Raw genomic sequence first — 24,191 nt, 5'->3', positions numbered from 1 at the left:
TCCTGAAAATGGAAAAGTGGGAATGCCGGCATCATAGCGACGCTTGCGCACGGCCGCTCGCTCGCCCGCCGGCAAAAAAAAGCCCCACGCGCATTGCATGGGGCCCGACGTCGGCAACGCGGCCTGCTTGCGGCCTGCTTGCGGCCTGCGTGCCGCCTGATTGCCGCCTAGTTGCCGCCCGGTGCCGGCACGACGACCGGATCGATGCGCATGTCCTTCAGCTTCGCGTCGACCGCCTTGCCCTTGCGGGCGCGCTTGCCCACATACGGCAGCAGCGCCTGGCCCGCGAGCTTCTGCGACGACGCCTTGCCGCCGCGGCCCGCGCCGGACAGCATCAGCCCCGGTGCGCCCACTGGCACGGCTTGCAGCAGCGTCTCCTTGGGCTCCAGCTCGATCAGGATCACGCCGCGGCCGCCGCCGGACAGCACTTTGATCTCGTCCAGCGCCACCAGCAGCAGGCGGCCATTGGCCGACAGGCAGGCGGCATGCGTGGCTTCGGCGCCGATCAGCACGGGCGCCAGCGGCGCGTCGCCCTCGTCCAGCGTCAGGAACGACTTGCCGCCGCGCTGGCGGCTCATCATGTCGCCGACCTTGGTCTGGAAGCCATTGCCGCCGCGCGTGGCGATCAGCACGCCCAGATCCGCATTGCCCGCGAAGGTATGGGCGATCTGCGTGCCGGATTGCAGTTCGACCAGTGTGGTCAGCGGCACGCCATCGCCGCGGCCGCCGGGCAGGCCCGCCACCGGCACGGTATAGACGCGGCCATTGGTGCCGATCACCAGCAACGGATCGACCGTGCGGCATTCGAAGGTGCCGTACAGCGCATCGCCCGCCTTGAACGCGAACTGCTGCGCGTCGTGGCCATGGCCCTGGCGCGTGCGCACCCAGCCCTTCTGCGACACCACCACCGTGACCGGCTCGTCCACCACGCGCAGCTCGGCCGCGGCGCGGCGTTCTTCCTGGATCAGCGTGCGGCGCGGGTCCTTGTCCTCCGGGCTGTACTGCTTCGCGTCGGTCTCGATCTCCTTGATGATCCGGCGGCGCATCATGGTCTCGGACTTGAGCAGCACGTCCAGGTCCGCCTGTTCCTCGCGCAGCGACTTCAGCTCCTGCTCGATGCGGATGGCTTCGAGGCGGGCGAGCTGGCGCAGGCGGATCTCGAGGATGTCCTCGGCCTGGCGATCCGTCAGGTTGAACGCCTCGATCAGCGCGGGCTTGGGCTCGTCGCTCTCGCGGATGATGCGGATCACCTCGTCGATGCGCAGCAGCACCAGCATCCGGCCTTCGAGGATATGGATGCGGTCCTCGACCTTGCCCAGCCGGTGGCGCGTGCGGCGGGTCACCGTCTCGAAGCGGAAGGCGATCCACTCGCGCAGGATCTCGACCAGGCCCTTCTGGCGCGGGCGGCCGTCGTTGCCGATCATCACCAGGTTGATCGGGGCGCCCGATTCGAGGCTCGTGTGCGCCAGCAGCGCCTGGATGAACTCGGCCTGCTCGACGTTCTTGCTCTTGGGCTCGAACACCAGCCGCACGGGCGCGTCCTTGCCCGACTCGTCGCGCACCGCATCAAGCAGGCCCAGCATCGTCTGCTTGAGCTGCAACTGCTCGGGCGTCAGCGATTTCTTGCCGGTACGGACCTTGGGATTGGTCAGTTCCTCGATTTCCTCCAGCACCTTCTGCGCCGAGGTGCCGGGCGGCAGTTCGTTGACCACCAACTGCCACTGGCCGCGTGCGAGGTCCTCGATGGTCCAGCGGGCGCGCACCTTGAGGCTGCCGCGGCCGCTCTCGTAGATCTGCGCGATATCGCTCGCGGGCGAGATGATCTGGCCGCCGCCTGGGTAGTCCGGCCCGGGCATCAGCGCCAGCAGTTCGGCCAGGGCGATATTCGGATTGCGGATCATCGCGACGGTGGCTGCCGCCACTTCGCGCAGGTTGTGCGGCGGCACTTCGGTGGCCATGCCGACCGCGATGCCCGAAGCGCCGTTGAGCAGCACGAACGGCAGGCGGGCCGGCATCAGCTTGGGCTCCTGCATCGAGCCGTCGTAGTTGGGCACGAAGTCCACCGTGCCCTGGTCGATCTCGTCCAGCAGCAGGCGCGCGATCGGCGTCAGCCGCGCCTCGGTGTAGCGCATCGCCGCCGCGCCGTCGCCGTCGCGCGAGCCGAAGTTGCCCTGGCCGTCGATCAGCGGGTAGCGCAGCGAGAAGTCCTGCGCGAGGCGCACCAGCGCGTCATACGCCGACTGGTCGCCGTGCGGGTGGAATTTGCCCAGCACGTCGCCGACCACGCGCGCCGACTTGACCGGCTTGGCATCGCTGCGCAGGCCCATCTCGTGCATCGCGAACAGGATACGGCGCTGCACCGGCTTCTGGCCGTCGGCGACCTCGGGCAGCGCGCGGCCCTTGACCACGCTGATCGCGTAGTCCAGATAGGCCCGCTCCGCGTAATGCGCGAGCGTCAGCGAATCGGCGGGTTCCTCTGGTTGAAACGAAATGTCTTGTTGTTCCATGGATTGACACGAAGACGGCGCGCGCGCTTGCCCTTGCGGGGCTCCGGCGCGCCGGGTTGCTTGTGTGGGCCGGGATTCAGGGCATGTTGCGGCGGCCGCCGATCACCAGTTTGACGCGGCCGGGCTGGCTGGCCTGCACCACGGCGCCGCGGCCTGCGGGCCGGGCGTCGGGTCGGTAGAAGCGATAGAACTGCATGACGGTGCTGACATACTGCCGGGTCTCGGGATAAGGCGGAATCTGGTTGTGATGGCGGCGCACCGCGCCCTCGCCCGCGTTGTATGCAGCCAGCGTGAGCTCGAGGTCGTCCGGATACTGCTCCATCAGCCAGCGCAGGTAACGCACGCCAGCCGCGATATTGGTGTGCGGATCGGCCAGCTTCTGCTCGATGCTGCGCCGGGCGTCCGCGGTCACGCCGAAGCGCGCGCCAGTGTCCGGAATCACCTGCATCAGCCCGATCGCGCCCTTGGGCGAGACCGCGCCAGGATTGAAGCCCGACTCCACCGCCATCACTGCCTTGACCAGCGCCGGGTCCACGTCGTGGCGGCGCGCGACGCGGTCGATGATCGGCTGCACCGTGGCGATGCGCGGGTGATTGACGACATAGCGATAGAGCTTGTGCCGGGTCAGGTCCCCGTGCTCCGTCTCGTCGGCCTGCGGTACCGGCCGCTCGACGCTGGCGTTGCGCAGGAACAGCGTGTAGCGGTCATCGAGCCGGCTGTCCGCGAAGTGCGCGACGCCGTCCTCGTCGACATAGCCATACACGTCGGCGTGGGCCAGCGGCGCGCCCAGCAGGCAGCAGGCCGCGGCGGCGGCGAGCGTCACGGTCTTCAGGCGCTGCGTGCCCGGGCGCCTGGTCTGTTCCGCTGGTCCGCTCGACACCATGGTCCGCTCCCTGCCGTGCGTTACGGCTCGGATACCGCTCAGATATCGGCAACCACTTCGTTGCCGCGCTCTTCGAGCCAGCTGCGCCGCTGCGCCGCCTCGCCCTTGCCCATCAGCATGTTCATCACGTTCACGGTCTGCGGCAGATCGAACTCGCCCAGCGCCACCGGCAGCAGCCGCCGCGTGTCCGGGTTCATCGTGGTCTCCCACAGCTGCTCGGCGCTCATCTCGCCGAGGCCCTTGAAGCGGGAGATCTGCCACGAGCCTTCCTTGACGCCATCCTTGACCAGCTTGTCCTGGATCGCGATCAGCTCGCCCTCGTCCAGCGCGTACAGCTTCTGCGCCGGCTTCTTGCCGCGCGCCGGCGCATCGACGCGGAACAGCGGCGGGCGGGCCACGCACACATTGCCGTTGGCGATCAGCCGCGGGAAATGGCGGAAGAACAGCGTCAGCAGCAGCACCTGGATATGTGCGCCGTCCACGTCCGCATCGGACAGGATGCAGATCTTGCCGTAGCGCAGGTTCGACAGGTCCGGCTCGTCGTTGGGGCCATGGGGGTCCACGCCGATCGCCACCGCGATATCGTGCACCTCGTTATTGGCGAACAGGCGGTCGCGCTCGGTTTCCCAGGTATTGAGCACCTTGCCGCGCAGCGGCAGGATGGCCTGGAATTCCTTGTCGCGGCCCATCTTGGCCGAGCCGCCGGCCGAGTCGCCCTCGACCAGGAACAGTTCGTTGCGCGACACGTCGGTCGATTCGCAGTCGGTCAGCTTGCCGGGCAGCACCGCCACGCCCGAGCCCTTCTTCTTTTCCACCTTCTGCGCGGCGCGCGTGCGGGCCTGGGCCTGGCGGATCACCAGCTCGGCCAGCTTCTTGCCGTAGTCCACATGGTGGTTCAGCCACAGTTCCAGCGCGGGACGGCTGAAGGTCGAGACCAGGCGCACGGCGTCGCGGCTGTTCAGGCGCTCCTTGATCTGGCCCTGGAACTGCGGATCGAGCACCTTGGCGGAGAGCACGAACGAGGCGCGCGCGAACACGTCCTCGGACATCAGCTTGACGCCCTTGGGCTGCAGCGCATGCATCTCGATAAAGCTCTTCACCGCCTGGAACAGCCCTTCGCGCAGGCCGGACTCGTGGGTGCCGCCGGCCGGCGTGGGAATCAGGTTGACGTAGGACTCGCGCACCGGCGCGCCGTCCTCGGTCCAGGCGACGACCCACGAGGCGCCCTCGCCGTCGGCGAAGCCTTCCTCGCCCGGGTTGGCATCGGGATCGGCAAAATGCTCGCCCTCGAACATCGGGATCACCAGTTCGGCCCCGCTGCCCTGCGCCAGCGCCTCGACCAGGTAGCCCTTCAGGCCCTGTTCGTATTGCCAGGTCTGGCTCTCGCCGGTCTTCTCGACCAGCAGCGTGACCTTCACGCCGGGCAGCAGCACGGCCTTGCTGCGCAGCAGCCGTTGCAGCTCGGCCATCGGAATGGCCGCGGAATCGAAATACTTGGCGTCGGGCCACACCTGCACGCGCGTGCCGTTCTTCTTCTCGCCGCGCTCGAGCTTGCGGCTGGTCAGCGGCGCGGTCACCTCGCCGCCGGAGAACGTCAGCGTGGAATGGTTGCCGTCGCGCCACACCGAGACGTCGAGGCGCGTGGACAGCGCGTTGGTCACCGACACGCCCACGCCGTGCAGGCCGCCGGAGAACGCGTAGGCGCCGCCCTTGCCCTTGTCGAACTTGCCGCCGGCGTGCAGGCGGGTAAAGACGATCTCGACGACGGGCACCTTCTCTTCGGGATGGATGCCCACGGGAATGCCGCGTCCATCGTCCTCGACGCTGACGCTGCCATCGCGGTGCAGCGTGACCATGATCTCGCTGCCAAAGCCGCCGAGCGCTTCGTCGGAGGCGTTGTCGATCACCTCCTGCACGATATGCAGGGGGTTGTCGGTACGGGTGTACATGCCGGGACGCTGCTTGACCGGCTCCAGGCCCTTCAGGACCCGGATGGATGATTCGCTGTACTGACTGGTTTTGCTCGCCATGGAGTCGTTGTAATAGTGAGATTCTCGGCCGCCTCGCGGCCGCATGCGCAGCATGCGGCTGCCTGCCGGGGGGCCGGGCAGCCTGCATTGTAATGGATGGCCGATGACGTCAAACCGCCATGCAGGCGGCCAAGTGTCCCGCTGTTCCCGGCGGGCCGGCATGCCGGACTGGGCCTGTTTTACCGGGCCGAACGCGGTTATTCGATGCGGAGTACACTCGCGACACGCCGGACCAGCCGCGGTCGCCAGCCGGCGCACAAGCCAGAACAACAACGAACAACACTCCCAAGCGTCGAGCCAGACATGCCAAAGAGACAACTTTCCCTGACCACCGTCCTGATCTGCGGCGGCCTGCTGGTCACCCTTTCGATGGGCATCCGCCACGGCTTCGGCCTGTTCAACCTGCCCATCACGCAGACGCACGGCTGGACCCGCGAGACCTTCGCCTTCGCGCTGGCGCTGCAGAACCTGATGTGGGGCGCGACCCAGCCCTTCGCCGGCGCGCTGGCGGACAAGTATGGCGCCTACCGCATCATGCTGGTCGGCGTGGCGCTGTATGTCGCCGGGCTGGTCGTCATGGCGATGGCCACCACCGGGACCGCCTTCGCCTCCGGCGCGGGCATCATGATCGGCATCGCCCAGTCCGGCACCACGTACAGCGTGGTCTATGGCGTGATCGGGCGCGTCGCCAGCCCCGACAAGCGCGTGTGGGCCATGGGCATCGCCGCGGCAGCCGGCTCGTTCGGGCAGTTCCTGATGATTCCGGTCGAGCAGGGGCTGATCTCCACCGTGGGCTGGCAGAACGCGCTGTTCGTGCTCGCCGTGATGGCCTGCATGATGCTGCCGCTGGCCTTTGCGCTGCGCGAGCCCAAGGACGGCTACACCCACACGGGGCACCACCAGACCGTCGGCCAGGCCATTCGCGAGGCGTTCGGCAACCGCAGCTTCCAGCTGCTGACCCTGGGCTACTTCGTCTGCGGCTTCCAGGTCGTCTTCATCGGCGTGCACCTCGCGCCGTACCTGAAGGACCGCGGCCTGACGGACCCGAAGATCGCCACCGTGGCGCTCGCGCTGATCGGCCTGTTCAACGTGATCGGAACCTACACCGCCGGCTCGCTCGGCCAGCGCCTGCCCAAGCGCTATCTGCTGGCCTTCATCTACCTGAGCCGTTCCTTCGTGATCGCGGCCTACCTGCTGCTGCCGCTGACGGCGTGGAGCACGTGGGTGTTCGCCGCGGTGATGGGCGCGCTGTGGCTGTCCACCGTGCCGCTGACCAATGGCATCGTGGCCCAGGTGTTCGGCGTGCAGTACCTGTCGATGCTGTCGGGCGTCGTGTTCTTCTCGCACCAGATCGGCAGCTTCCTCGGCGCGTGGCTGGGCGGCTTCCTGTACGACCGCACCGGCGCCTACGACATCGTGTGGATGATCGCCATCGCGCTCGGCGTGGTCGCGGCCCTGGTCAACCTGCCGATCCGCGAACAGGCGGTGACGCGCGTGCAGCCCGCGGCGGCCTGAGGCCATGAATAACCGGTCACCGGCGTTTCGCGTCTCGCTCTATGCGGCGTCCGGGCTATTGCTCGTGGCCGGATTTCTCGCGTATCTGCGGCCGGCGTTCATGGTCGATCTGACCAATATGGTGCTGGCGTGGTGCGGCTGAATGGAGTGAGTGTGCGGTCGCCATCCTGCGGACCCGGCTACGCCTCGCCCTTCGTCTTCGCCTCCAGCACTTCCCACCGCTCCAGCGCCTCGAGCAATTCCATCTCGATCTCGTCGAACCGGGCGGCAAGCTCCGCCGCCCTGGGCGGATCGTTCGCATAGAGCGACCCGTCCTCCAGCTGCGCGGACAGCGTCTTCTGCTCGGTCTCGAGCGCGGCGATGCGCTCCGGCAGCCCGTCCAGCTCCCGCTGCTCCTTGTACGACAGTTTGACCGTGCGATTGGCGCCGCGCGCATCGCGCGCCTTGGGCGCCTCCACCGGCTTGCGCTCCGCTGCCATGCGCTGCTCCTGCAGCGCCGCGCTGCGGGCCGACTGCACCTGCCAGTCCGAATAGCCGCCCACGTATTCCCGCCAGCGGCCCTCGCCCTCCGCGGCGATGGTCGAGGTCACCACGTTGTCCAGGAAGGCCCGGTCGTGCGACACCAGGAAGACCGTGCCGCCGTAGTCCTGCAGCAGTTCCTCGAGCAGTTCCAGCGTATCGATATCCAGGTCGTTGGTCGGCTCGTCCAGCACCAGCACATTGGCGGGCCGCGCGAACAGCCGCGCCAGCAGCAGGCGGTTGCGCTCGCCGCCCGACAGCGACTTCACCGGCGAGCGCGCGCGCTCGGGCGCGAACAGGAAATCGCCCAGATAGCTCATCACGTGCTTGCGCTGGCCGTTGACCTCGACCCAGTCGCTGCCGGGGCTGATGGTGTCGGCAAGCGACCGTTCCATATCGAGCTGCGTGCGCATCTGGTCGAAGTACGCGACCTGCAGGTTGCTGCCGTTGCGCACGGTGCCCGAGTCGGGCGCGAGTTCCCCCAGGATCAGCTTCAGCAGCGTGGTCTTGCCCGCGCCGTTGGGGCCGATCACGCCTACCTTGTCGCCGCGCATGATGGTCGCGGAAAAATCGCGCACCACCGCGCGCCCGCCGAAACCCTTGCTGACGTCGACCAGCTCCGCGACGATCTTGCCGGAGCGGTCGCCCTGCGACACCTCCAGCTTGACGTTGCCCTGCACCTCGCGCCGCGCTGCACGCTCGCCGCGCATCGTCTCCAGCCGCTGGATACGCGCCACGCTGCGCGTGCGCCGGGCTTCCACGCCCTTGCGAATCCACACTTCCTCTTGCGCCAGCAGCTTGTCGAACTTGGCTTGCTCGACCTGTTCGGCCGCCAGCATCTCGGCCTTGCGCACCTGGTAGGCGGCGAAATTGCCGGGGAAGGACACCAGCCGCCCGCGGTCCAGTTCGACGATGCGCGTGGCGACGCGATCGAGGAAGGCGCGGTCGTGGGTGATCAGCAGCACGCTGCCGCGGAAGGCCAGCAGCAGGTCCTCGAGCCAGCGGATCGCCTCGACGTCGAGATGGTTGGTCGGCTCGTCCAGCAGCAGGATGTCGGGCTCGGCCACCAGCGCCTGCGCCAGCGCGACGCGCTTCTGCGTGCCGCCCGACAGCGCGTCGACCGTTGCCGCCGGATCGAGCTCCAGCTTGGCCAAGGTCGTTTCCACGCGGGTGCGCAACTGCCACGCATCGGCGGCGTCCAGCTCCGATTGCAGCCGGTGCAGTTCGGCCAGCGTGGCGTCGTCGTGCGTCTCGGCCAGCCGGGCCGCCGCCGCCTCGTAGGCCACCAGCAGGTCGTGGGCTTCGCCCATGCCCTGCGAGACCGCGTCGAACACCGACAGGCCCGCGCCGAATTGAGGCTCCTGCGGAACGTAGGCCGTGCGCACACCGCTTTGCCGCGCGATCAGGCCATCGTCGGGCGCGGACAGTCCCGCGACGATCTTGAGCAGCGAAGACTTGCCCGAGCCGTTGCGGCCAATCAGGCCGACGCGCTCGCCCGCCTCCAGCGCGAAGTCGGCGTGGTCGAGCAGCGCCACGTGCCCGAAGGCGAGCTGGGCGTCGGAGATGGAAAACAGGGCCATGGGAGCGATGCGGTGAGGGCGGACGGGAAGCGGATGCGAGGCGATGACGAAGCCAGGAGGGCTGCCCCGCGGTCAGGCCGCATTGTAGACCAGCGCAAAAAAGAAGGGCCCGCGGAACGCGCGGGCCCAAGAGTCTCTCCTCGGTGCCCTGCTCACAAGGCACGGGAGGAAGCATAACGATGGGGCGCGCGGCGATGTAGTCGGACAACTCCGTAAGGGAAAGCCCCGTCAACCCTCGGATGGAGGCGCGGCTCTCAAGCGCGCGATGCGGGAGGTGCGCCACGAGTCATGAGAAACTGGCGCCCGTTCGGGCATCGTCCCGGTCGTCTCATTCGTTCGCGCCATGACCTCCGCCACGCTCAAGCTCTCCGATCTGTCCGTCTCCTCGCTGGTGGCCGGCTTCGTTGCCATGCTCACCGGCTACACCAGTTCGCTGGTGCTGATGATCCAGGCGGGCCAGGCCGCGCACCTGACGGATGCGCAGATCTCGTCGTGGATCTGGGCGCTGTCGATCGGCATGGGCGTGACCACCATCGGGCTGTCGCTGCTCACGCGAGCGCCCATCGTGGTGGCTTGGTCCACGCCCGGTGCCGCGCTGCTGATCGCCAGCCTGCCCGGCGTGCCCTATCCCGAGGCGATCGGCGCCTTCCTGATGGCGGCGCTGCTGATGACCGCGGCGGGCCTGACAGGATGGTTCGACAAACTGATGCGCGCGCTGCCCGCGAGCATTGCGTCGGCCCTGCTCGCCGGCATCCTGTTCCGCATCAGCATCGATGTCTTCGTGCAGGCGCAGGACCAGACCCTCCTGCTGCTCACCATGTTCGCCGTGTATCTGGTCGGCAAGCGCTGGTGGCCGCGCTACGCCGTGCCGGGCGTGCTGGTGGTGGGCGTGGCGCTGGCGGGCGCGCTGGGCCAGCTCCATTTCGAGCAGTTCCACTTCGCGGTGGCCGTGCCGGTGTGGACCACCCCGGCGTTCTCGGTCTCCGCCTTCGTCAGCATCGCCATTCCGCTGTTCATCGTCGCGCTGGCGTCGCAGAACATCCCTGGCCTGGCGGTGCTGCGCGCCGACGGCTATCACGTTGCCGCCTCGCCGCTGATCAGCGTCACCGGCATCGCTTCCGCGCTGCTCGCACCGTTCGGCTCGCACGGCATCAATCTGGCGGCCATCACCGCCGCGATCTGCACCGGGCCGGAGGCCCATCCGGACCGCGCGCGCCGCTACACGGCGGCGGTGGTCTGCGGTATCGGCTACCTGGTCGCGGGCGTGCTGGCGGCGAGCATCGCCGCGCTGTTCGCCGCGTTTCCGAAGGCCCTGGTGATCGCCGTGGCGGCCTTCGCCCTGCTGGGCTCGATCGCCAGCGGCCTGACCACGGCCATGCAGACACCGGCCGAGCGCGAATCTGCCCTGCTGACCTTCATGATCACGGCGTCGGGGATGACGCTGGCCGGGATCGGGTCGGCGTTCTGGGGGGTGGTGGGAGGCATGGTGGCGCTGTTCGTGCTGCGGCCGCGGGCTGGAGGTTGACCGGCACCGGCAAACAGCCTAGGTCCGGACAGGGCAGCCAACACGGCTCACCCCAAGGCCGCGGAGCTTGTTGCGGAGAATTCGCAAGAAGGTGCGAGCAATCGCGCGACGGAAAAGGGGCGCGCGAATTCCAATGGAACGCCATTGGGCCATCCCGCAGTTCCGGGAACCGCCTCTCATCCACCGCACTTGCCCATAGTCCCATATTGGGACTAAACTACCACCGATGCGAATCGTCGCAAAAAAGCCGCTGCTGGACTTCTTCGCCGCGCATCCCGACGCCAGGCAACCTCTCCTTGCGTGGCACGAAGAAGCTTCAAGGGCAAAGTGGGCCACGCCCCAGGACATCAAGGACCGCTACGTAAGCGCCAGTTTCATAGGCAACAACCGCGTGGTATTCAACATTGGCGGCAACAAGTACCGTTTGGTCGCCGCCGTCGCCTATTGGGTCGGAATCGTCTACGTGAAGTTCATTGGCACTCACCGCCAATACGATCACATCGATGCCGCCACCGTCGAATTGGAGCAATAAGCATGGACATCCGCCCTCTGCATACTGAAGCGGACTACCAGGAGGCACTGGCGGCCGTGTCCGTCCTTGTCGACGCCGATCCGGCACCCGGCAGTGAAGACGGGGATCGCCTCGAGGTCCTGGCCATGCTCGTGGAGCGCTTTGAGGCCGAACATTTCCCATTGGACTTGCCGGATCCCGTAGCGGCCATCCGCTTCCGGATGGAGCAGGAAGGACTGACACCGCGGGACATGCAGCCGTATCTGGGAAACCTGAACCGGGTCTACGAAGTACTGAACGGAAAACGGCCGCTGAGCCTGGCGATGATCCGGCGGCTGAACCGAGAACTCAAGATTCCGGCCGAGGTGCTGATCGGCGAACCGGTGGACGCCTGAAGGAATTGATGTGGGACCAGCGCCACCGGATGGCCTGGTCCCGCCGACAGGAATCGAACCTGTATCTAGCGCTTAGGAGGCGCTCGTTCTATCCATTGAACTACGGCGAGCGGGACTGACGCGTGGATCGGGGCGGAATACGGCCCGGACCGCGTCGGATGCGAAAGCAGGGGCGGAGTATATCAAACAGGATGCCGGCAGGAGAACCGCAGGGCTCTCCTTCGTCCGGCCGAAGCGCCCGCGGACACGCTCATCGGAGTTTGCACGAGTCCGCCACGGGCCCCAAAAGAAAAGCCCGCCAATGTCCTGGCGGGCTTGGGGCGGACGGGCCGGACCAACTAGGTCGGCACCCTCAGCGGCTTGGCAAACCGTGACGCGTGCGCGCCTTCCATGATTCCGCCCATGACGCGGACGTCTTCCGGACTATCCGGGAGGCGAGGAAGGACTGCCGCGGCTGGTGTTGCCAAGGGGCTGACGGCGAGCAGCAAGTCGCTTGCTGAAGCTGGGTCACCGGTTGTGCTCGTCCGCTCCGTGCCGGCAACGGGTGCCGGCGTTTCCGAGTATAGGCAACGGTATATCGCATTCAAACCATAGCTTGCCGCGTCCGCGCCGTTTACGGGTCCGGGCCGGCACTTTGTAGAGCCATCCGTGATTTTTTTCATCTCGCACCGCAGCATTGCCGGCAATCCTCTGCTAGAATGCGCCCCGTGAGTTCGCAATGCGAGCTGTGCATGCGCCGAAAGACCGCAACGGTTTGTACGCCCCAGTACTCCCCACCGCGGCCAGATGGCGATCCCGCCTCCGCTCTCAAGCTCTGCTTCCGTTATCGCCACCGGCCCAGGCCACCGGCGTCGACCCCCGCAGACCGCCAATCTCACCTGACGCCGCCTCGTCTCCGATCCTGTTGAACAATCCGTTGTGGTTGTTTGCCTGCCAGGGAAATGGTTTCCGGTCTCGTACCGGTTTCTCCCCTGCCTGCTGCCGTACTGCCAGCTCCTGCTGAGTCTGTCGTAACGGCCTCACCGATTGGCGCCGAAGCCTTTTTAAGACTTTGCACTGCGCCCACCCCTACGCCACCGGCACGGGGTGCCATGCATTCAAGACATACGACATGACCCAGCACGAACTTCGTGCGGAGCAGCCTTTTGCCTCCGCAGACAACGCTTCCAATATCCCGGCCGCCAGCCCGCTCGATCGCCTCGACGCGATGCTGAACCCGCAGGACGCCATCGCGGCGCCCGCCGTGGAAGCCGTTGGCAACAACGCCTTTGCCGAACTCGGCCTGGATGCGGCCATCGTCCGCGCCCTGACCGAGCAGAACTACACCGTCCCGACCCCGGTCCAGGCCCAGGCGATCCCCGCCTTCCTGGCCGGCCGCGATCTGCTGGTTTCCAGCCAGACCGGCTCGGGCAAGACCGCCGCCTTCATGCTGCCCGCGATCCAGAAGATCAGCGAGAAGGAAGCGCCGAACCGTCCGCGCGCGGACGAGCCCATCAAGCGCATGAAGGGCAAGCGTCCTCGCCCGGCCCCGGCCCAGCCGTCGCTGCTGGTGCTGACGCCGACGCGCGAACTGGCCCTGCAGGTGACCGAAGCCGCAGCCAAGTATGGCCGCCATATGCGCCGCATCATCTGCGCGAGCATCCTGGGCGGCATGCCCTATCCGAAGCAGCTCGCGATGCTGTCGAAGATGCCGGACATCCTGGTGGCAACGCCGGGCCGTCTGCTCGACCACATCGACGCCGGCCGCATCGACCTGTCGCAGCTGGACATGCTCGTCTTCGACGAGGCCGACCGCATGCTGGACATGGGCTTCTCGGACGACATCGACGCGATCGTCGCCGCCACGCCGGCCACGCGCCAGACGCTGATGTTCTCGGCGACGGTGGACGGCCGCATCGCGCAACTGGCCACGCGCCAGCTGCGTGATCCGCAACGCATCGAAATCGCCGCCGCGCGCGCCGACCAGAGCCATATCGAGCAACGCCTGCACTTCACCGACGACATGTCGCACAAGGAAAAGCTGCTCGACCATCTGCTGCGCGACGCCACGCTGAAGCAGGCCATCGTCTTCACGGCCACCAAGCGCGACGCCGATTCGCTGGCCGAGCGCCTGTCGGACACCGGCTTCGCCGCCGGCGCGCTGCACGGGGACATGACGCAGGGCGCCCGTAACCGTACGCTGACCGCGCTGCGTCGCGGCAACCTGCGCGTGCTGGTGGCCACCGACGTGGCCGCGCGCGGCATCGACGTGCCCGATATCACCCACGTGGTGAACTTCGACCTGCCCAAGCAGGCCGAGGACTACGTGCACCGCATCGGCCGTACCGGCCGCGCGGGACGCTCGGGCGTGGCCATCAACCTGGTCAACCACAACGACACGTTCCAGTGGAAGCGCATCGAGCGCTTTACCAACCATCGCGTCACCGCATCGGTGATCGAGGGCCTGGAGCCGCGTCGCACGCCCAAGCCGCGCACCGGCTTCGGCGGCAAGCCGGGCGGTGGTGGCGGCCGTGGTAACGGCGGCGGCTACGGCGGTGGCTACGGCGGCAATCGCAGCGGCGAGGCGCGCAGCTTCGGCGACCGCAAGTTCGGCGGCGGCGAAAGCCGCGGCTACGGCAACCGTGGCGCCGAGCAAGGCGCCGGCGGCTACCGCGGACAGAACCCGCGTCCGTTCGCCAACGACGGCGCCCCGCGCACCTTCGGCGTCGAAGGCGCACCGCGCACCGGCGACAACCGTGGCTTCGGCAACCGCGACGGCAATCGCTCGTTCGGCGACCGTGACGGCAACCGCTCGTTCGGCGACCGTTCGTTCGGTGACCGCAGCTTCGGCGACCGCAGCCAGGGTGACAACCGCGGCTTCGGCAATCGTGCCGGCGGCAGCCGCGACGGCGCGCCGCGCAGCTTCGGCGACGGCAACCGCGGCGGCTTCGGCGGCCAGCGTCCCAACCGCTCGCGCTACGATCGCTAAGCTCCGGCTTCGCTAATGCAACAAGGCACCCTCGGGTGCCTTGTTTGCTTTTGGGGGAACGAAGCCGCGACGGCGGCGGTACAGCGGGACTACAGCGCGCACGTACGAAATCCCACGAAGGCGATATCGTCCTCCGGCGGCAACGCCCAGCGCGCGCGAGGGTGCTTCAGGCGGTCGGGGCTGGCGAAGGAGGTCCCCCGCACGGCCTGGTCCTCGCCGAACCGCCGCACAAGAGCCATGTCGACGGGACCGGGCTGGAAGCCCTCATACGGTTCGTATGGGGTCGCCGTCCACTCCCGCACCATGCCCCAGCGGAATCCGCCGCGGTTCTGCACGGCGGCCAGCTCCCATTCGACCTCGGCGGGCAGCCGGCGCCCGGCCCAGCGGCACCACGCCTGGGCCTCGAACAGGCTGACATGGCGCACCGGCTCGTCGGGGTTGAGCGTGCGCAGGATGCCGAAGCGCTCGGCCATCCACGCGCGCGACTCGGCGTGGCGCGTCCAGTAGCGCGGCGCCGAGCGCTCCTGCGTCATCAGCCACTGGCGCCCGGCTTCCGACCACCAGGCAGGATGCTCGTAGCCCCGGTCCTCGACGAATTCCAGGAACTGCGCGTTGGTCACCGGCGCGGCATCGATTTCGAAGGCCGGCACATAGGTGGTCTGCGGCGGCAGTTCGTCCGGCAGGGCGAAGCCATCGGGCTCGGTCCATCCCTGCACGAAACGGCCGCCCGGAAACTGCAGCGTGCCGCCGCTGGGCACCGACACCGAGGGCCACGCCGCGGCGGGCTCGACCGGGGGCAGGCCAAGGGCCTGCAGCAGCGCCGCGATACGCTCGCCCTGCTCGTCTTCGTAGGCCAGCGCGCGGCGCAGGCCGTACAGCGTATCGTCGGAATCGTCAGGGAGCACGGCGAGGCGGCGCAGCATGCCGTCGAGCACGTCGGCGGCGTACTGCTTGACTACCGCGACCTCGGGCAGGGTCGCCTCCCAGCGCTCGTCCGGACCGATGCGATCCGGATCGAACCATTCGTCAGCCCCCTGCAGCAGCGGGGGCGCGGCCGGCGCCAGCAACTGGACGCCGTTGCGCCTGACCGGATGCACGTCGCGCAGGGTCCACCACTCGGCGTGCCAGGCGATGGCGCCCAGCGTCCACAGCGGCGGATCGGCATCGTACTGGCGCGTCACCATCCAGCCGCGCCGCGACTGGCCGAACGCGGCCAGCCATGCCAGCGTGCGGTTGCGGCTCTCGACCAGGGCACTGGCCAATCCCTCGCGCGGCAGCCGGCGCGGGTCCGCCCAGTCGCGCTGGCCGCCGCTGAAGTGCAGATCGGGGAGCATGGTAAAGCCGCTCATAGGAGGAATCAGTTGAGTTGCCGCGCGGGGCGCCGCCTTGGGCGGGCGCCGCGGCGGCGGCAACGGGTTGCAATAGCCGGGCCCCGCGATGCGGGGGGCCGATCGGGCCATTATGACACCGTGGTCCCGGCCGCCGGGCTAGGCCCGGGCGTGGAACATGGCGAACCAGCCGGCCGGATCGGTCCAGCAAACCGGGTCGGAAAAGCCCGCCGCCTCCAGCAGCAGAGAGAAATCCTCGGGGCGGTACTTGTACGAATCCTCCGTGTGGATGCGTTCGCCCTTGCGAAACGTCCGCGCCCCACCCTGCCACGCCACCGCGATATCGCGCTCGGCCTCCAGCAGCATCTCGATCCGGAACGACTCGCGGTCGAAGCGTGCCACATGGCGCCAGTCTCCCAGCGAGAAATCGCTGCCGACGATCCGGTTGACGTTGCGCAGCACGTTGCGATTGAAGGCGGCCGTCACGCCCAGCGCATCGTCATAGGCGGCCACCAGCGGCGCCTCGTCCTTGAGCAGGTCCACGCCGATCAGCACGCCGTCACCCTGCTCCGCCGCGGCCCGCAGCCGTTGCAGCAGGGCCAGCGCTTCCACGGGGGCGAAATTGCCGATGCTCGAGCCAGGGTAGAAGAACAGCCTGCGCCCGCGCCGTACCGTCGGCGGCAGGTCCAGCGGCGCGCACAGGTCCGCGCCGAGGCCGAGCATCGGGATCTGCGGATGTTGCTGTTGCAGCCCGGTCAGCGTGCCACGCAGGAACTCGACCGATATATCGACGGCGACGTACTGCGCCGGCTGCAGCGATGGAAACAGGCGCGCCGCCTTCTGGCAGTTGCCCGCGCCCAGGTCGATCAGCACGCCGCCGCGCCCGGCGCGCGCGGCGATATCGGCCGCCGAATCGCTGAAGATCCTGGCTTCGGTGCGGGTCGGGTAGTACTCGGGCAGCTCGGTGATCGCCTCGAACAGGCGCGATCCGAGCACGTCGTAGAAGAACTTGGGGCTGATGCTGGCCCGCTCCGACTGCAGGCCGTGCAGGACCTCGGCGCGCAGCGCCGCGTTGTCCTCGTGGTATTGCTGTACGAACTGGAGCCTGCCCGGGCCGGCATGGCCGTTGGCGAGGGGCACGACCGCGGCTGCCGTGGCAGGTGCGCCCTGGGTGGCGGTACGGGTGTGGCGGGGATGGGTGGTGGATTCTCGGTCGGCTTGTCTTGGGTTCAGCGGTGTCGGAAGAGCCGGCATGTGGTTTCCTTATTGGTCGATGGCACTGCATGACCCCCGATGGCTGTTCGGCCGGCGCGGCGGGACGCCGGCCACGGCTCGGAGAAGGCCCGCCGTGGCTGTCTGGCGGCACATCGGCTCCGCCGATCGCTACAGGATAGCCGATCACCAGCCACATGCGCCTGCTGCATCGCCACACCGGGTGGACGGCAGGCATCCCGCAACCGCCTTGCGATAACCCGCCAACTGGGGTAAACGCGGTGGCTGCGACGCGACAAAACCGGGGCCTCTCGTTTATAATCCGTCCCCAAGCTGGGCCGTCCGCGGCCAAGCCCCTTCAAAGGGGAGTAGCTCCAGGGGCCTCGTTGCCCTTAGCACAATCGTCATTCCGAGATGCGCCGTTGCCCGCGATGATTCGCGATTTGGCCGCTCCGGTTGTGCTGGCCGTCCAATCCATGCGAGCAGGCATGTGGCAAACACGGTCGAGCAAGACCTTTGCAACCTGGATTCATGGTTCGCAAAGGCCCTCCCGTCTACTGCTGCATGACTCCAGGCGAATCCGGCGTTTCCCACAACGATTTGCGTATCTGAGGAGTTTTCATGGAGTGGCTTACCGATCTGTTCACGATGCAGTTCCTGACAGCGCTATTGTCGATCGTCGTCATCGACCTGGTGCTTGCCGGCGACAACGCCATCGTGATTGCGCTCGCCGCGCGTAACCTGCCCCCGCATCTGCAAAAGAAGGCGGTCATCTGGGGCACGGTAGGTGCCGTGGTGGTGCGTTCGGCAATGACCATTGGCGTGGTCTGGCTGCTGAAGATCCCTGGCCTGATGCTGGTCGGCGGTCTGGCACTGGTCTGGATCGCGTACAAGCTGCTGTCCGACGACAGCGGCGAGGACGAGCACGGCCAAAGCGCCAGCACCCTGGCCGGCGCGATGAAGACCATCATCATCGCCGACGCGGTGATGGGCGTGGACAACGTGCTGGCGGTCGCCGGCGCGGCCCACGGCAGCTTCCTGCTGGTGGTGCTGGGCCTGCTGATCAGCATCCCCATCGTGGTGTGGGGCTCGACCCTGGTGCTCAAGCTGATGGCGCGCTACCCGTTCATCATCTACATCGGCGCTGGCGTGCTGGCCTTCACCGCCGTCAAGATGATCGTGCACGAGCCGCTGATCCGCGACTTCTTCAACGCCAACCCGGTCATCAACTGGGGCCTGTACGTGCTGATCGTCGGCGGCGTGCTCGGCGCCGGCTACCTGGTGCAGAAGCGCCGCGAAGGCAGCCAGATGGCCGACAGCCACTAAGCGGCACCAACCGAGGCGGCCGCCGTTCCCGGACGGTGGCCACCGCATCGACGGCGGCCCGCCCTGTGCGGGCCGCCGTTTTTCATGGGCCCGCCGCCAGCGCGGCGGGCCGGAACCCCGGGGCGGCGCATCGGCTAGAATGCCGGCTTGCGGCCGCTGCGGCCCGCCCTATTTCCTCCCCGCGCCGATGAAACAGTATCTCGACTTCATGCGCCATGTGTACGAGCATGGCACCGAAAAGGCCGACCGCACCGGCACCGGCACGCGCTCGGTGTTCGGCTACCAGATGCGCTTCGACCTGCGCGAAGGCTTCCCGGTGGTGACCACCAAGAAGCTGCATATGAAGTCCATCGTCTATGAGCTGCTGTGGTTCCTGCAGGGCTCGACCAACGTGAAGTGGCTGCAGGACAACGGCGTCACCATCTGGGACGAATGGGCGGACGAGAACGGCGAACTGGGCCCGATCTATGGCTACCAGTGGCGCTCCTGGCCCGCGCCCAATGGCGGGCATATCGACCAGATCGCCGAGCTGGTGCAGCAGATCCGCGCCAACCCGGACTCGCGCCGGCTGATCGTGTCGGCATGGAATGTCAGCGACATTCCCCGCATGAAGCTGCCGCCCTGCCACGCGTTCTTCCAGTTCTACGTGGCCGACGGCCGGCTGTCGTGCCAGCTCTACCAGCGCAGCGCCGATATCTTCCTCGGCGTGCCGTTCAATATCGCCAGCTACGCGCTGCTGACCCACATGATCGCGCAGCAGACCGACCTCGAAGTGGGCGATTTCGTCTGGACGGGCGGCGATTGCCATCTGTACAGCAACCACTTCGAGCAGGTCGAGACCCAGCTGGCGCGCGCGCCGATGGCGCTGCCGAAGCTGCAGATCGCGCGCAGGCCCGACAGCCTGTTCGACTACCGGTACGAGGATTTCTCGCTGGTGGGCTACGAATCGCATCCGGCCATCAAGGCCCCGGTGGCGGTATGACGTTGCTGACGCTGGTCGTGGCGAAAGCCCGCAATGGCACCATCGGCCGCAATAACGCGCTGCCGTGGCATCTGCCGGAGGATCTGGCGCATTTCAAGCGCACCACCATGGGCGCGCCAATCATCATGGGCCGCAAGACCTATGACTCGATCGGCCGGCCGCTGCCGGGCCGCCGCAATATCGTGGTGACGCGCAACGCGGACCTGCGTATCGAGGGCTGCGAGATGGCGGCATCGCTGGAAGACGCACAGCGGCTGTGCGCGGGAGTGGATCAGGTGTTCCTGATCGGCGGAGGCCAGCTTTTCGCGGAAGCCATGCCGAGCGCGGACCGGCTGGTCGTGACGGAAATCGATGCGGACGTGGAAGGCGATGCCTTCTTCCCGCCCATCGACCCCGGCAAGTGGATCGTGACCGCGCGGGAATCGCATCGTTCGGAGAAGAGCGGGCTGGACTACGCCTTCGTCACCTACGATCGTCCGCCGTCGGGCGAGGAATAGATAGAGAAAGGCGGGCCTGGCGGCCCGCCCGGGCAACGCTCAGTTGCCCGCGATGGTCATCTGCTCGATCAGGATCGAGCCGGTTTCCTTGGTGCCGCGCACCAGCGTGTCGGCGCCCACGGCCACGATCTGCTGGAACATCTCCGCCATGTTGCCCGCGATGGTGATCTCCTCCACCGGATACTGGATCACGCCGTTCTCCACCCAGTAGCCCGACGCGCCGCGCGAGTAGTCGCCGGTCACGTAGTTCACCCCCTGCCCCATCAGCTCGGTCACCAGCAGCCCGGTGCCGAGCTTGGCCAGCATGGCGGGGAAATCGTCGCCCGGCTGCGTCAGCTTGCTGGTCAGCGCGAGATTGTGCGAGCCGCCCGCGTTGCCGGTGGTGCGCATGCCCAGCTTGCGGGCCGAATACGTGGACAGGAAGTAGCCCTCGACCACGCCATCGCGCACGACCTGCCGCGCGTTGGTCTTGACGCCTTCCTCGTCGAACGGCGCGCTGCCCATGGCGCCGGGCACGTGAGGCCGCTCCTGGATATCGATATGCGGGCCGAACACGGCCTTGCCCAGCGTGTCGTAGAGGAAGGTCGACTTGCGATACAGCGCGCCGCCCGACACCGCCTGCACGAAGGCGCCCAGCAGTCCCGCGGCCAGCGGAGCCTCGAACAGCACGGGGCAGCGGCGGGTGCTCAGCTTGCGCGCGTTCAGGCGCGCCAGCGCCCGCTCGGCGGCATAGCGGCCGATGTCCTCGGGCGCGGCCAGCGCGGCCGGGTCGCGCTTGGACGAATACCAGTCGTCGCGCTGCATGCCGCCGCCGGTGCCGGCGATCGGCGCGCACGAGATGAAATGCCGGGAATACGGGTAGCCGCCCATGAAACCGCGCGAGGTGGCCAGCACGAACTGCGAATGCTGGGCGGACACGCTGGCGCCATCGCTGTTGCGGATGCGCGGCGACACGGCCAGCGCCGCGGCCTCGGAACGGCGCGCAATATCGATGCACTGCTCGGCATCGACGGCCCAGGGGTGGAACAGGTCCAGGTCCTGCGGATCGCGCTCCAGCAGCTCTTCCTCGGCCAGTCCCGCGCAATCGTCCTCCGCGGTGAAGCGCGCGATGTTGTAGGCGGCCTCGGCGGTCGCGCGCAGTGCGGCGGGCGAGAAGTCGGAGGTGCTGGCATTGCCGCGCCGCTTGCCGATCATCACCGTGACGCCCACGACCTTGTCGCGATTCTGCTCGATGGTTTCCACCTGCCCCTTGCGCACCGTGACCGACAGGCCGCTGCCTTCGGAGATCTCCGTGGCCGCATCGGTGGCACCCAGTTCGCGTGCCACGCGGAGCACATCGGCCGCCATCTCGCTGAGCTGAGCCTGGGTGTAGGTGAAATGCACGGTGGAATCGGTCATGGGCACGGGTATCAAAAGTCCAAAGCGGAATCATAGCAAGATAAAATGCCGGCCATGACGCGAAACTCCCGCAATTCCCCCCGCTTCCCCGGCGCGTTCGCCCCCGAGCCGTCCGAGGATGACAACGAACCCAAGAGCAAGTCGCAGAAGAAGCGCGACATGCTGGCGCTGCAGGACCTGGGCGCCGAACTGGAAGCCCTGCCCAAAGACCGCTTCGCCCGCGTACCGATGCCCGAAGCGCTCGAGGACGCGGTGCGCGCCGCGCGCAGCATCACCAGCCACGAAGGCAAGCGCCGGCAGATGCAGTATGTGGGCAAGGTGATGCGCAGCCTGGACGACGACGAGGTCCAGGCCATCCGTAGCGCGCTCGATGCGTTCAAGGGCACCAGCAAGGCCGAGACCGCGCGGCTGCATCTGATCGAGCGCTGGCGCGAACTGCTGCTCAAGGACGACGATGCGCTGACCCGCTTCCTCGGCGAGCATCCGGTGAACGACGCGCAGGCGCTGCGCAATATCATCCGCAACGCGCGCAAGGAACAGCAGTCGGGCAAGCCGCCCAAGTATTTCCGCGAGCTGTTCCAGGCCATCAAGACCGCGCTGGAGGACAAGGACGCCGCCACCGCGGCCGCCGCCCCGCCGCCGGCGGACGACGCGCAGGACTGACGGGCGTCCGCATCGCACCAACCACCCCAAGCCTACCCATGACGCCAGCCACGCAACCGACCCAACCCATCGCCCGCAAGCATCCCGACGAACTGGTGGTGGGCCTGGTCTCGATCTCCGACCGGGCCTCGTCCGGCACCTATCAGGACGAGGGCATCCCGGCCCTGCGCGACTGGCTGTCGCGCACGCTCACCTCGCCGTGGCAGGCCGTGGAGCGGCTGATTCCGGACGAGCAGGCGCTGATCTCGCGCACGCTGATCGATCTGGTGGACGTGGCCGGCTGCGATCTGGTGCTGACCACGGGGGGTACCGGCCCCGCGCGCCGCGACGTGACGCCGGAAGCCACGCTGGCCGTGGCGACCAAGGAGATGCCGGGATTCGGCGAGCAGATGCGCCAGGTGAGCCTGCATTTCGTGCCGACCGCGATCCTGTCGCGGCAGGTGGCGGTGATCCGCGAGACGGCCAGCCGCGCGGCGCTGATCATCAATCTGCCCGGCCAGCCGCGCGCGATCCGCGAAACGCTCGAAGGGCTGCGCGGCGACGATGGCAAGGCGCTCGTCCAGGGCATCTTCGCCGCGGTGCCCTACTGCATCGACCTGATCGGCGGGCCCTACGTGGAGACCGACGAGGCCGTGGTCAAGGCTTGGCGGCCCAAGCACGCGATCCGCGCCAAGTCGTGAGGGCCGGCACCGGCCTGCCTAGCGCAGGCCCAGATACAGCCCGATCGGCACGAAGACCACCGCGCCGATATTGCCGAGCAGCACGATGGACGCCACCTGGTCCGGCTCCTGCCGGAAGTGGTCGGCGACCAGGAAATTGAGCACGGCCGGCGGCAGCGACGCGAACACGAACAGCAGCCCCCGCTGCAGCTCGGTCAGCGGCACCACTTGCACCAGCAGCAGCGCGCAGGCAATGCCGGTCAGCGGGCAGACCACCGCGCCGACCACACCCATCCCCCAGTTGCGCAGGCTCACGTCCTTCATCCGCACGCCCAGCGCGAACAGCATCAGCGGCACGGTAGCATCCCCCAGCAGGCGGATCGACTGGTAGACCGGCTCGGGCAGCGAGAACCATGGCCGGGCCAGCGACAGCGCCACGCCGGCCACCGTGGCCAGCACCATCGGGTTGCGCGCGATCTGCGCGAGCGAGGCGTGCCGGTTGACGATCTTCAGGCCCAGCGTGAAGTGCATCAGGTTGGATGCGGCGAACAGCGCCACCGCCGGCGCGAGCCCGATCGGCCCGAACGCGAAGACCGACAGCGGCAGGCCCATGTTGCCGGAGTTGTTGAACATCATCGGCGGCACGAAGGTCCGCGCATCGACGCCCAGCATGCGTGCCACGCCCCACGCCAGCACGCCAGAGCCCAGCACCACCGCCACCGCGCACCCGAGCAGCGCCAGATGGTCGCCGAGCGCAAAATCCTTGCTGACGAACGCGGACACCACCAGCAGCGGCGCAATCACGTCGAGGGTGGCGCGGTTGATGCCCGCCATGTCGGGATGCGCCTTGCGGCCATAGAGCCAGCCGACCAGGATGATCAGGATGACCGGCGTGATGATCGAGACGATGCGCGCGAGCATGGGACGGGAGCGTACGGGCGCGTGCCCGGCGAAGGGAGGATCAGACCGTGAGGGTTCGACGGCCGCGCACGATGCCGCGGACGGCCGCCTCTCTTACTGCTGGCCGGGCGCGGCGTCGGCGGGCGCCGCGGCCGGGGCCGAAGCAGCGGCGGCCGGCTGGCGCAGGAAATGCGTGCGGTAGTAGCGCAGCTCTTCCACCGATTCCAGGATGTCGGCCAGCGCGGTGTGCAACTGGCGCTTGACGAAGCCCTTGTGCACCGCGGGCTCCCAGCGCTTGCACAGCTCCTTCAGCGTCGAGACGTCCAGGTTGCGGTAGTGGAAGAACCCTTCGAGCTTGGGCATGTAGCGCGCCATGAAGCGGCGGTCCTGGCAGATCGAATTGCCGCACATCGGCGACTTGCCCGCCGGCACCCAGCGCTTGATGAAGGCGAGCAGTTCGGCTTCGGCCTGCGCCTCGGTCAGCGTCGAGGCCTTGACCTTGTCGATCAGGCCGGAGCGGCCGTGGGTGCCCTTGTTCCAGTTGTCCATGCCGTCCAGCACGGCGTCTTCCTGGTGGATCACCAGCACCGGCCCCTGGGCCAGGATATTGAGTTCCGAGTCCGTGACCACCACGGCCACCTCGATGATGCGGTCCTGTTCGGGCGACAGGCCCGTCATTTCCATGTCGATCCACACGAGATTGTTTTCGCTCTTGACTGACGTGGCGGCGGTGTGGGTGTTTTGGCTGGTCATGTGGACTGCGTGAGAAGACATCGGTAGAGATAGGGCGAGG

Annotated in this window: 20 protein-coding genes and 1 tRNA gene; 11 read left to right on the top strand and 10 right to left on the bottom strand. The window is 67.7% G+C overall.

The window, feature by feature from the left end:
• Positions 1 to 167 precede the first annotated feature (167 nt).
• The 3 genes from parC to LDO27_RS17915 form a co-directional block, all read right to left on the bottom strand.
• Positions 168 to 2,507 carry a DNA topoisomerase IV subunit A gene (gene parC / locus LDO27_RS17925; RefSeq protein ID WP_224043110.1) on the bottom strand — a complete coding sequence of 780 codons (2,340 nt, stop codon included), beginning with the start codon at positions 2,505 to 2,507 and terminating at the stop codon, positions 168 to 170.
• 76 nt (positions 2,508 to 2,583) lie between these two features.
• On the bottom strand, positions 2,584 to 3,390 hold the full coding sequence (locus tag LDO27_RS17920) for a lytic transglycosylase domain-containing protein (RefSeq protein WP_224043109.1): 807 nt from the start codon (positions 3,388 to 3,390) through the stop codon (positions 2,584 to 2,586).
• A 38-nt stretch (positions 3,391 to 3,428) separates the two neighbouring features.
• A complete protein-coding gene (locus LDO27_RS17915; RefSeq protein WP_224043107.1) occupies positions 3,429 to 5,420 on the bottom strand; it encodes a DNA topoisomerase IV subunit B in 1,992 nt (663 codons plus the stop codon).
• 303 nt (positions 5,421 to 5,723) lie between these two features.
• Here LDO27_RS17915 and LDO27_RS17910 point away from each other — a divergent pair, with 303 nt between their 5' ends.
• On the top strand, positions 5,724 to 6,935 hold the full coding sequence (locus LDO27_RS17910; RefSeq protein WP_224043105.1) for an MFS transporter: 1,212 nt from the start codon (positions 5,724 to 5,726) through the stop codon (positions 6,933 to 6,935).
• A 4-nt stretch (positions 6,936 to 6,939) separates the two neighbouring features.
• Positions 6,940 to 7,077, top strand: a complete 138-nt coding sequence (locus LDO27_RS17905) for a hypothetical protein (protein ID WP_222207605.1) — start codon at positions 6,940 to 6,942, stop codon at positions 7,075 to 7,077.
• A gap of 37 nt (positions 7,078 to 7,114) precedes the next feature.
• Here LDO27_RS17905 and LDO27_RS17900 read toward each other — a convergent pair whose 3' ends face one another.
• Positions 7,115 to 9,034, bottom strand: coding sequence for an ATP-binding cassette domain-containing protein (locus tag LDO27_RS17900; RefSeq protein ID WP_224043103.1), 1,920 nt, complete (start codon positions 9,032 to 9,034; stop codon positions 7,115 to 7,117).
• Positions 9,035 to 9,377: 343 nt separating this feature from the next.
• Here LDO27_RS17900 and LDO27_RS17895 point away from each other — a divergent pair, with 343 nt between their 5' ends.
• The 3 genes from LDO27_RS17895 to LDO27_RS17885 all read left to right on the top strand — a co-directional run bounded on the left by LDO27_RS17895 (position 9,378) and on the right by LDO27_RS17885 (position 11,465).
• On the top strand, positions 9,378 to 10,559 hold the full coding sequence (locus tag LDO27_RS17895; RefSeq protein ID WP_224043102.1) for a benzoate/H(+) symporter BenE family transporter: 1,182 nt from the start codon (positions 9,378 to 9,380) through the stop codon (positions 10,557 to 10,559).
• Positions 10,560 to 10,785: 226 nt separating this feature from the next.
• Positions 10,786 to 11,091, top strand: coding sequence for a type II toxin-antitoxin system HigB family toxin (locus LDO27_RS17890; RefSeq protein WP_224043100.1), 306 nt, complete (start codon positions 10,786 to 10,788; stop codon positions 11,089 to 11,091).
• 2 nt (positions 11,092 to 11,093) lie between these two features.
• Complete coding sequence (locus tag LDO27_RS17885; RefSeq protein ID WP_222207613.1) at positions 11,094 to 11,465, top strand: helix-turn-helix domain-containing protein; 372 nt, start codon at positions 11,094 to 11,096, stop codon at positions 11,463 to 11,465.
• 35 nt (positions 11,466 to 11,500) lie between these two features.
• On the opposite strand, the gene LDO27_RS17880 is transcribed toward LDO27_RS17885, so the two are convergent.
• Positions 11,501 to 11,575, bottom strand: a tRNA-Arg gene (locus LDO27_RS17880).
• A gap of 1,001 nt (positions 11,576 to 12,576) precedes the next feature.
• Between LDO27_RS17880 and LDO27_RS17875 the strand changes: the two genes are divergently transcribed.
• Positions 12,577 to 14,433 (top strand): DEAD/DEAH box helicase, encoded by a 1,857-nt coding sequence (locus LDO27_RS17875; RefSeq protein WP_224043098.1) that lies wholly within the window; start codon positions 12,577 to 12,579, stop codon positions 14,431 to 14,433.
• A gap of 89 nt (positions 14,434 to 14,522) precedes the next feature.
• Here the strand turns inward: LDO27_RS17875 and LDO27_RS17870 are convergent, their stop codons facing one another.
• Both LDO27_RS17870 and egtD read right to left on the bottom strand, forming a co-directional pair.
• Positions 14,523 to 15,782 carry an SUMF1/EgtB/PvdO family nonheme iron enzyme gene (locus LDO27_RS17870; RefSeq protein WP_224043096.1) on the bottom strand — a complete coding sequence of 420 codons (1,260 nt, stop codon included), beginning with the start codon at positions 15,780 to 15,782 and terminating at the stop codon, positions 14,523 to 14,525.
• Positions 15,783 to 15,920: 138 nt separating this feature from the next.
• Entirely contained in the window at positions 15,921 to 17,015 is a 1,095-nt protein-coding gene (gene egtD, locus LDO27_RS17865; protein WP_222207618.1) for an L-histidine N(alpha)-methyltransferase, read from the bottom strand.
• A gap of 579 nt (positions 17,016 to 17,594) precedes the next feature.
• Between egtD and LDO27_RS17860 the strand changes: the two genes are divergently transcribed.
• From LDO27_RS17860 to LDO27_RS17850, 3 genes are all read left to right on the top strand, one after another.
• On the top strand, positions 17,595 to 18,299 hold the full coding sequence (locus tag LDO27_RS17860; protein WP_222207619.1) for a TerC family protein: 705 nt from the start codon (positions 17,595 to 17,597) through the stop codon (positions 18,297 to 18,299).
• Positions 18,300 to 18,486: 187 nt separating this feature from the next.
• Positions 18,487 to 19,281 (top strand): thymidylate synthase, encoded by a 795-nt coding sequence (locus LDO27_RS17855; RefSeq protein WP_222207620.1) that lies wholly within the window; start codon positions 18,487 to 18,489, stop codon positions 19,279 to 19,281.
• Entirely contained in the window at positions 19,278 to 19,778 is a 501-nt protein-coding gene (locus tag LDO27_RS17850) for a dihydrofolate reductase (protein WP_222207621.1), read from the top strand. Before LDO27_RS17855 ends, LDO27_RS17850 begins: the two co-directional genes overlap by 4 nt.
• A 39-nt stretch (positions 19,779 to 19,817) precedes the next feature.
• On the opposite strand, the gene pmbA is transcribed toward LDO27_RS17850, so the two are convergent.
• Positions 19,818 to 21,176 carry a metalloprotease PmbA gene (gene pmbA / locus LDO27_RS17845; protein WP_222207622.1) on the bottom strand — a complete coding sequence of 453 codons (1,359 nt, stop codon included), beginning with the start codon at positions 21,174 to 21,176 and terminating at the stop codon, positions 19,818 to 19,820.
• A gap of 54 nt (positions 21,177 to 21,230) precedes the next feature.
• Between pmbA and yjgA the strand changes: the two genes are divergently transcribed.
• Both yjgA and mog read left to right on the top strand, forming a co-directional pair.
• Entirely contained in the window at positions 21,231 to 21,839 is a 609-nt protein-coding gene (gene yjgA, locus LDO27_RS17840; RefSeq protein ID WP_377747451.1) for a ribosome biogenesis factor YjgA, read from the top strand.
• Between the two features lie 38 nt (positions 21,840 to 21,877).
• The gene (mog, locus tag LDO27_RS17835) at positions 21,878 to 22,519 is read left to right on the top strand and encodes a molybdopterin adenylyltransferase (RefSeq protein WP_222207624.1); all 642 of its coding nucleotides are present in this window, start codon (positions 21,878 to 21,880) and stop codon (positions 22,517 to 22,519) included.
• Positions 22,520 to 22,537: 18 nt separating this feature from the next.
• Here mog and LDO27_RS17830 read toward each other — a convergent pair whose 3' ends face one another.
• Together LDO27_RS17830 and orn are read right to left on the bottom strand one after the other, a co-directional pair.
• Positions 22,538 to 23,419, bottom strand: a complete 882-nt coding sequence (locus LDO27_RS17830; RefSeq protein ID WP_224043088.1) for an AEC family transporter — start codon at positions 23,417 to 23,419, stop codon at positions 22,538 to 22,540.
• A 93-nt stretch (positions 23,420 to 23,512) separates the two neighbouring features.
• Complete coding sequence (gene orn, locus LDO27_RS17825; protein WP_224043087.1) at positions 23,513 to 24,151, bottom strand: oligoribonuclease; 639 nt, start codon at positions 24,149 to 24,151, stop codon at positions 23,513 to 23,515.
• Positions 24,152 to 24,191: the final 40 nt, after the last annotated feature.

This window comes from Cupriavidus respiraculi (assembly GCF_914271545.1).
In the GTDB taxonomy this organism is placed as follows: Bacteria; Pseudomonadota; Gammaproteobacteria; order Burkholderiales; family Burkholderiaceae; genus Cupriavidus; species Cupriavidus respiraculi.
Note: the sequence above shows the minus strand (reverse complement) of the source record. Positions and strands in the feature narration are given on the sequence as shown.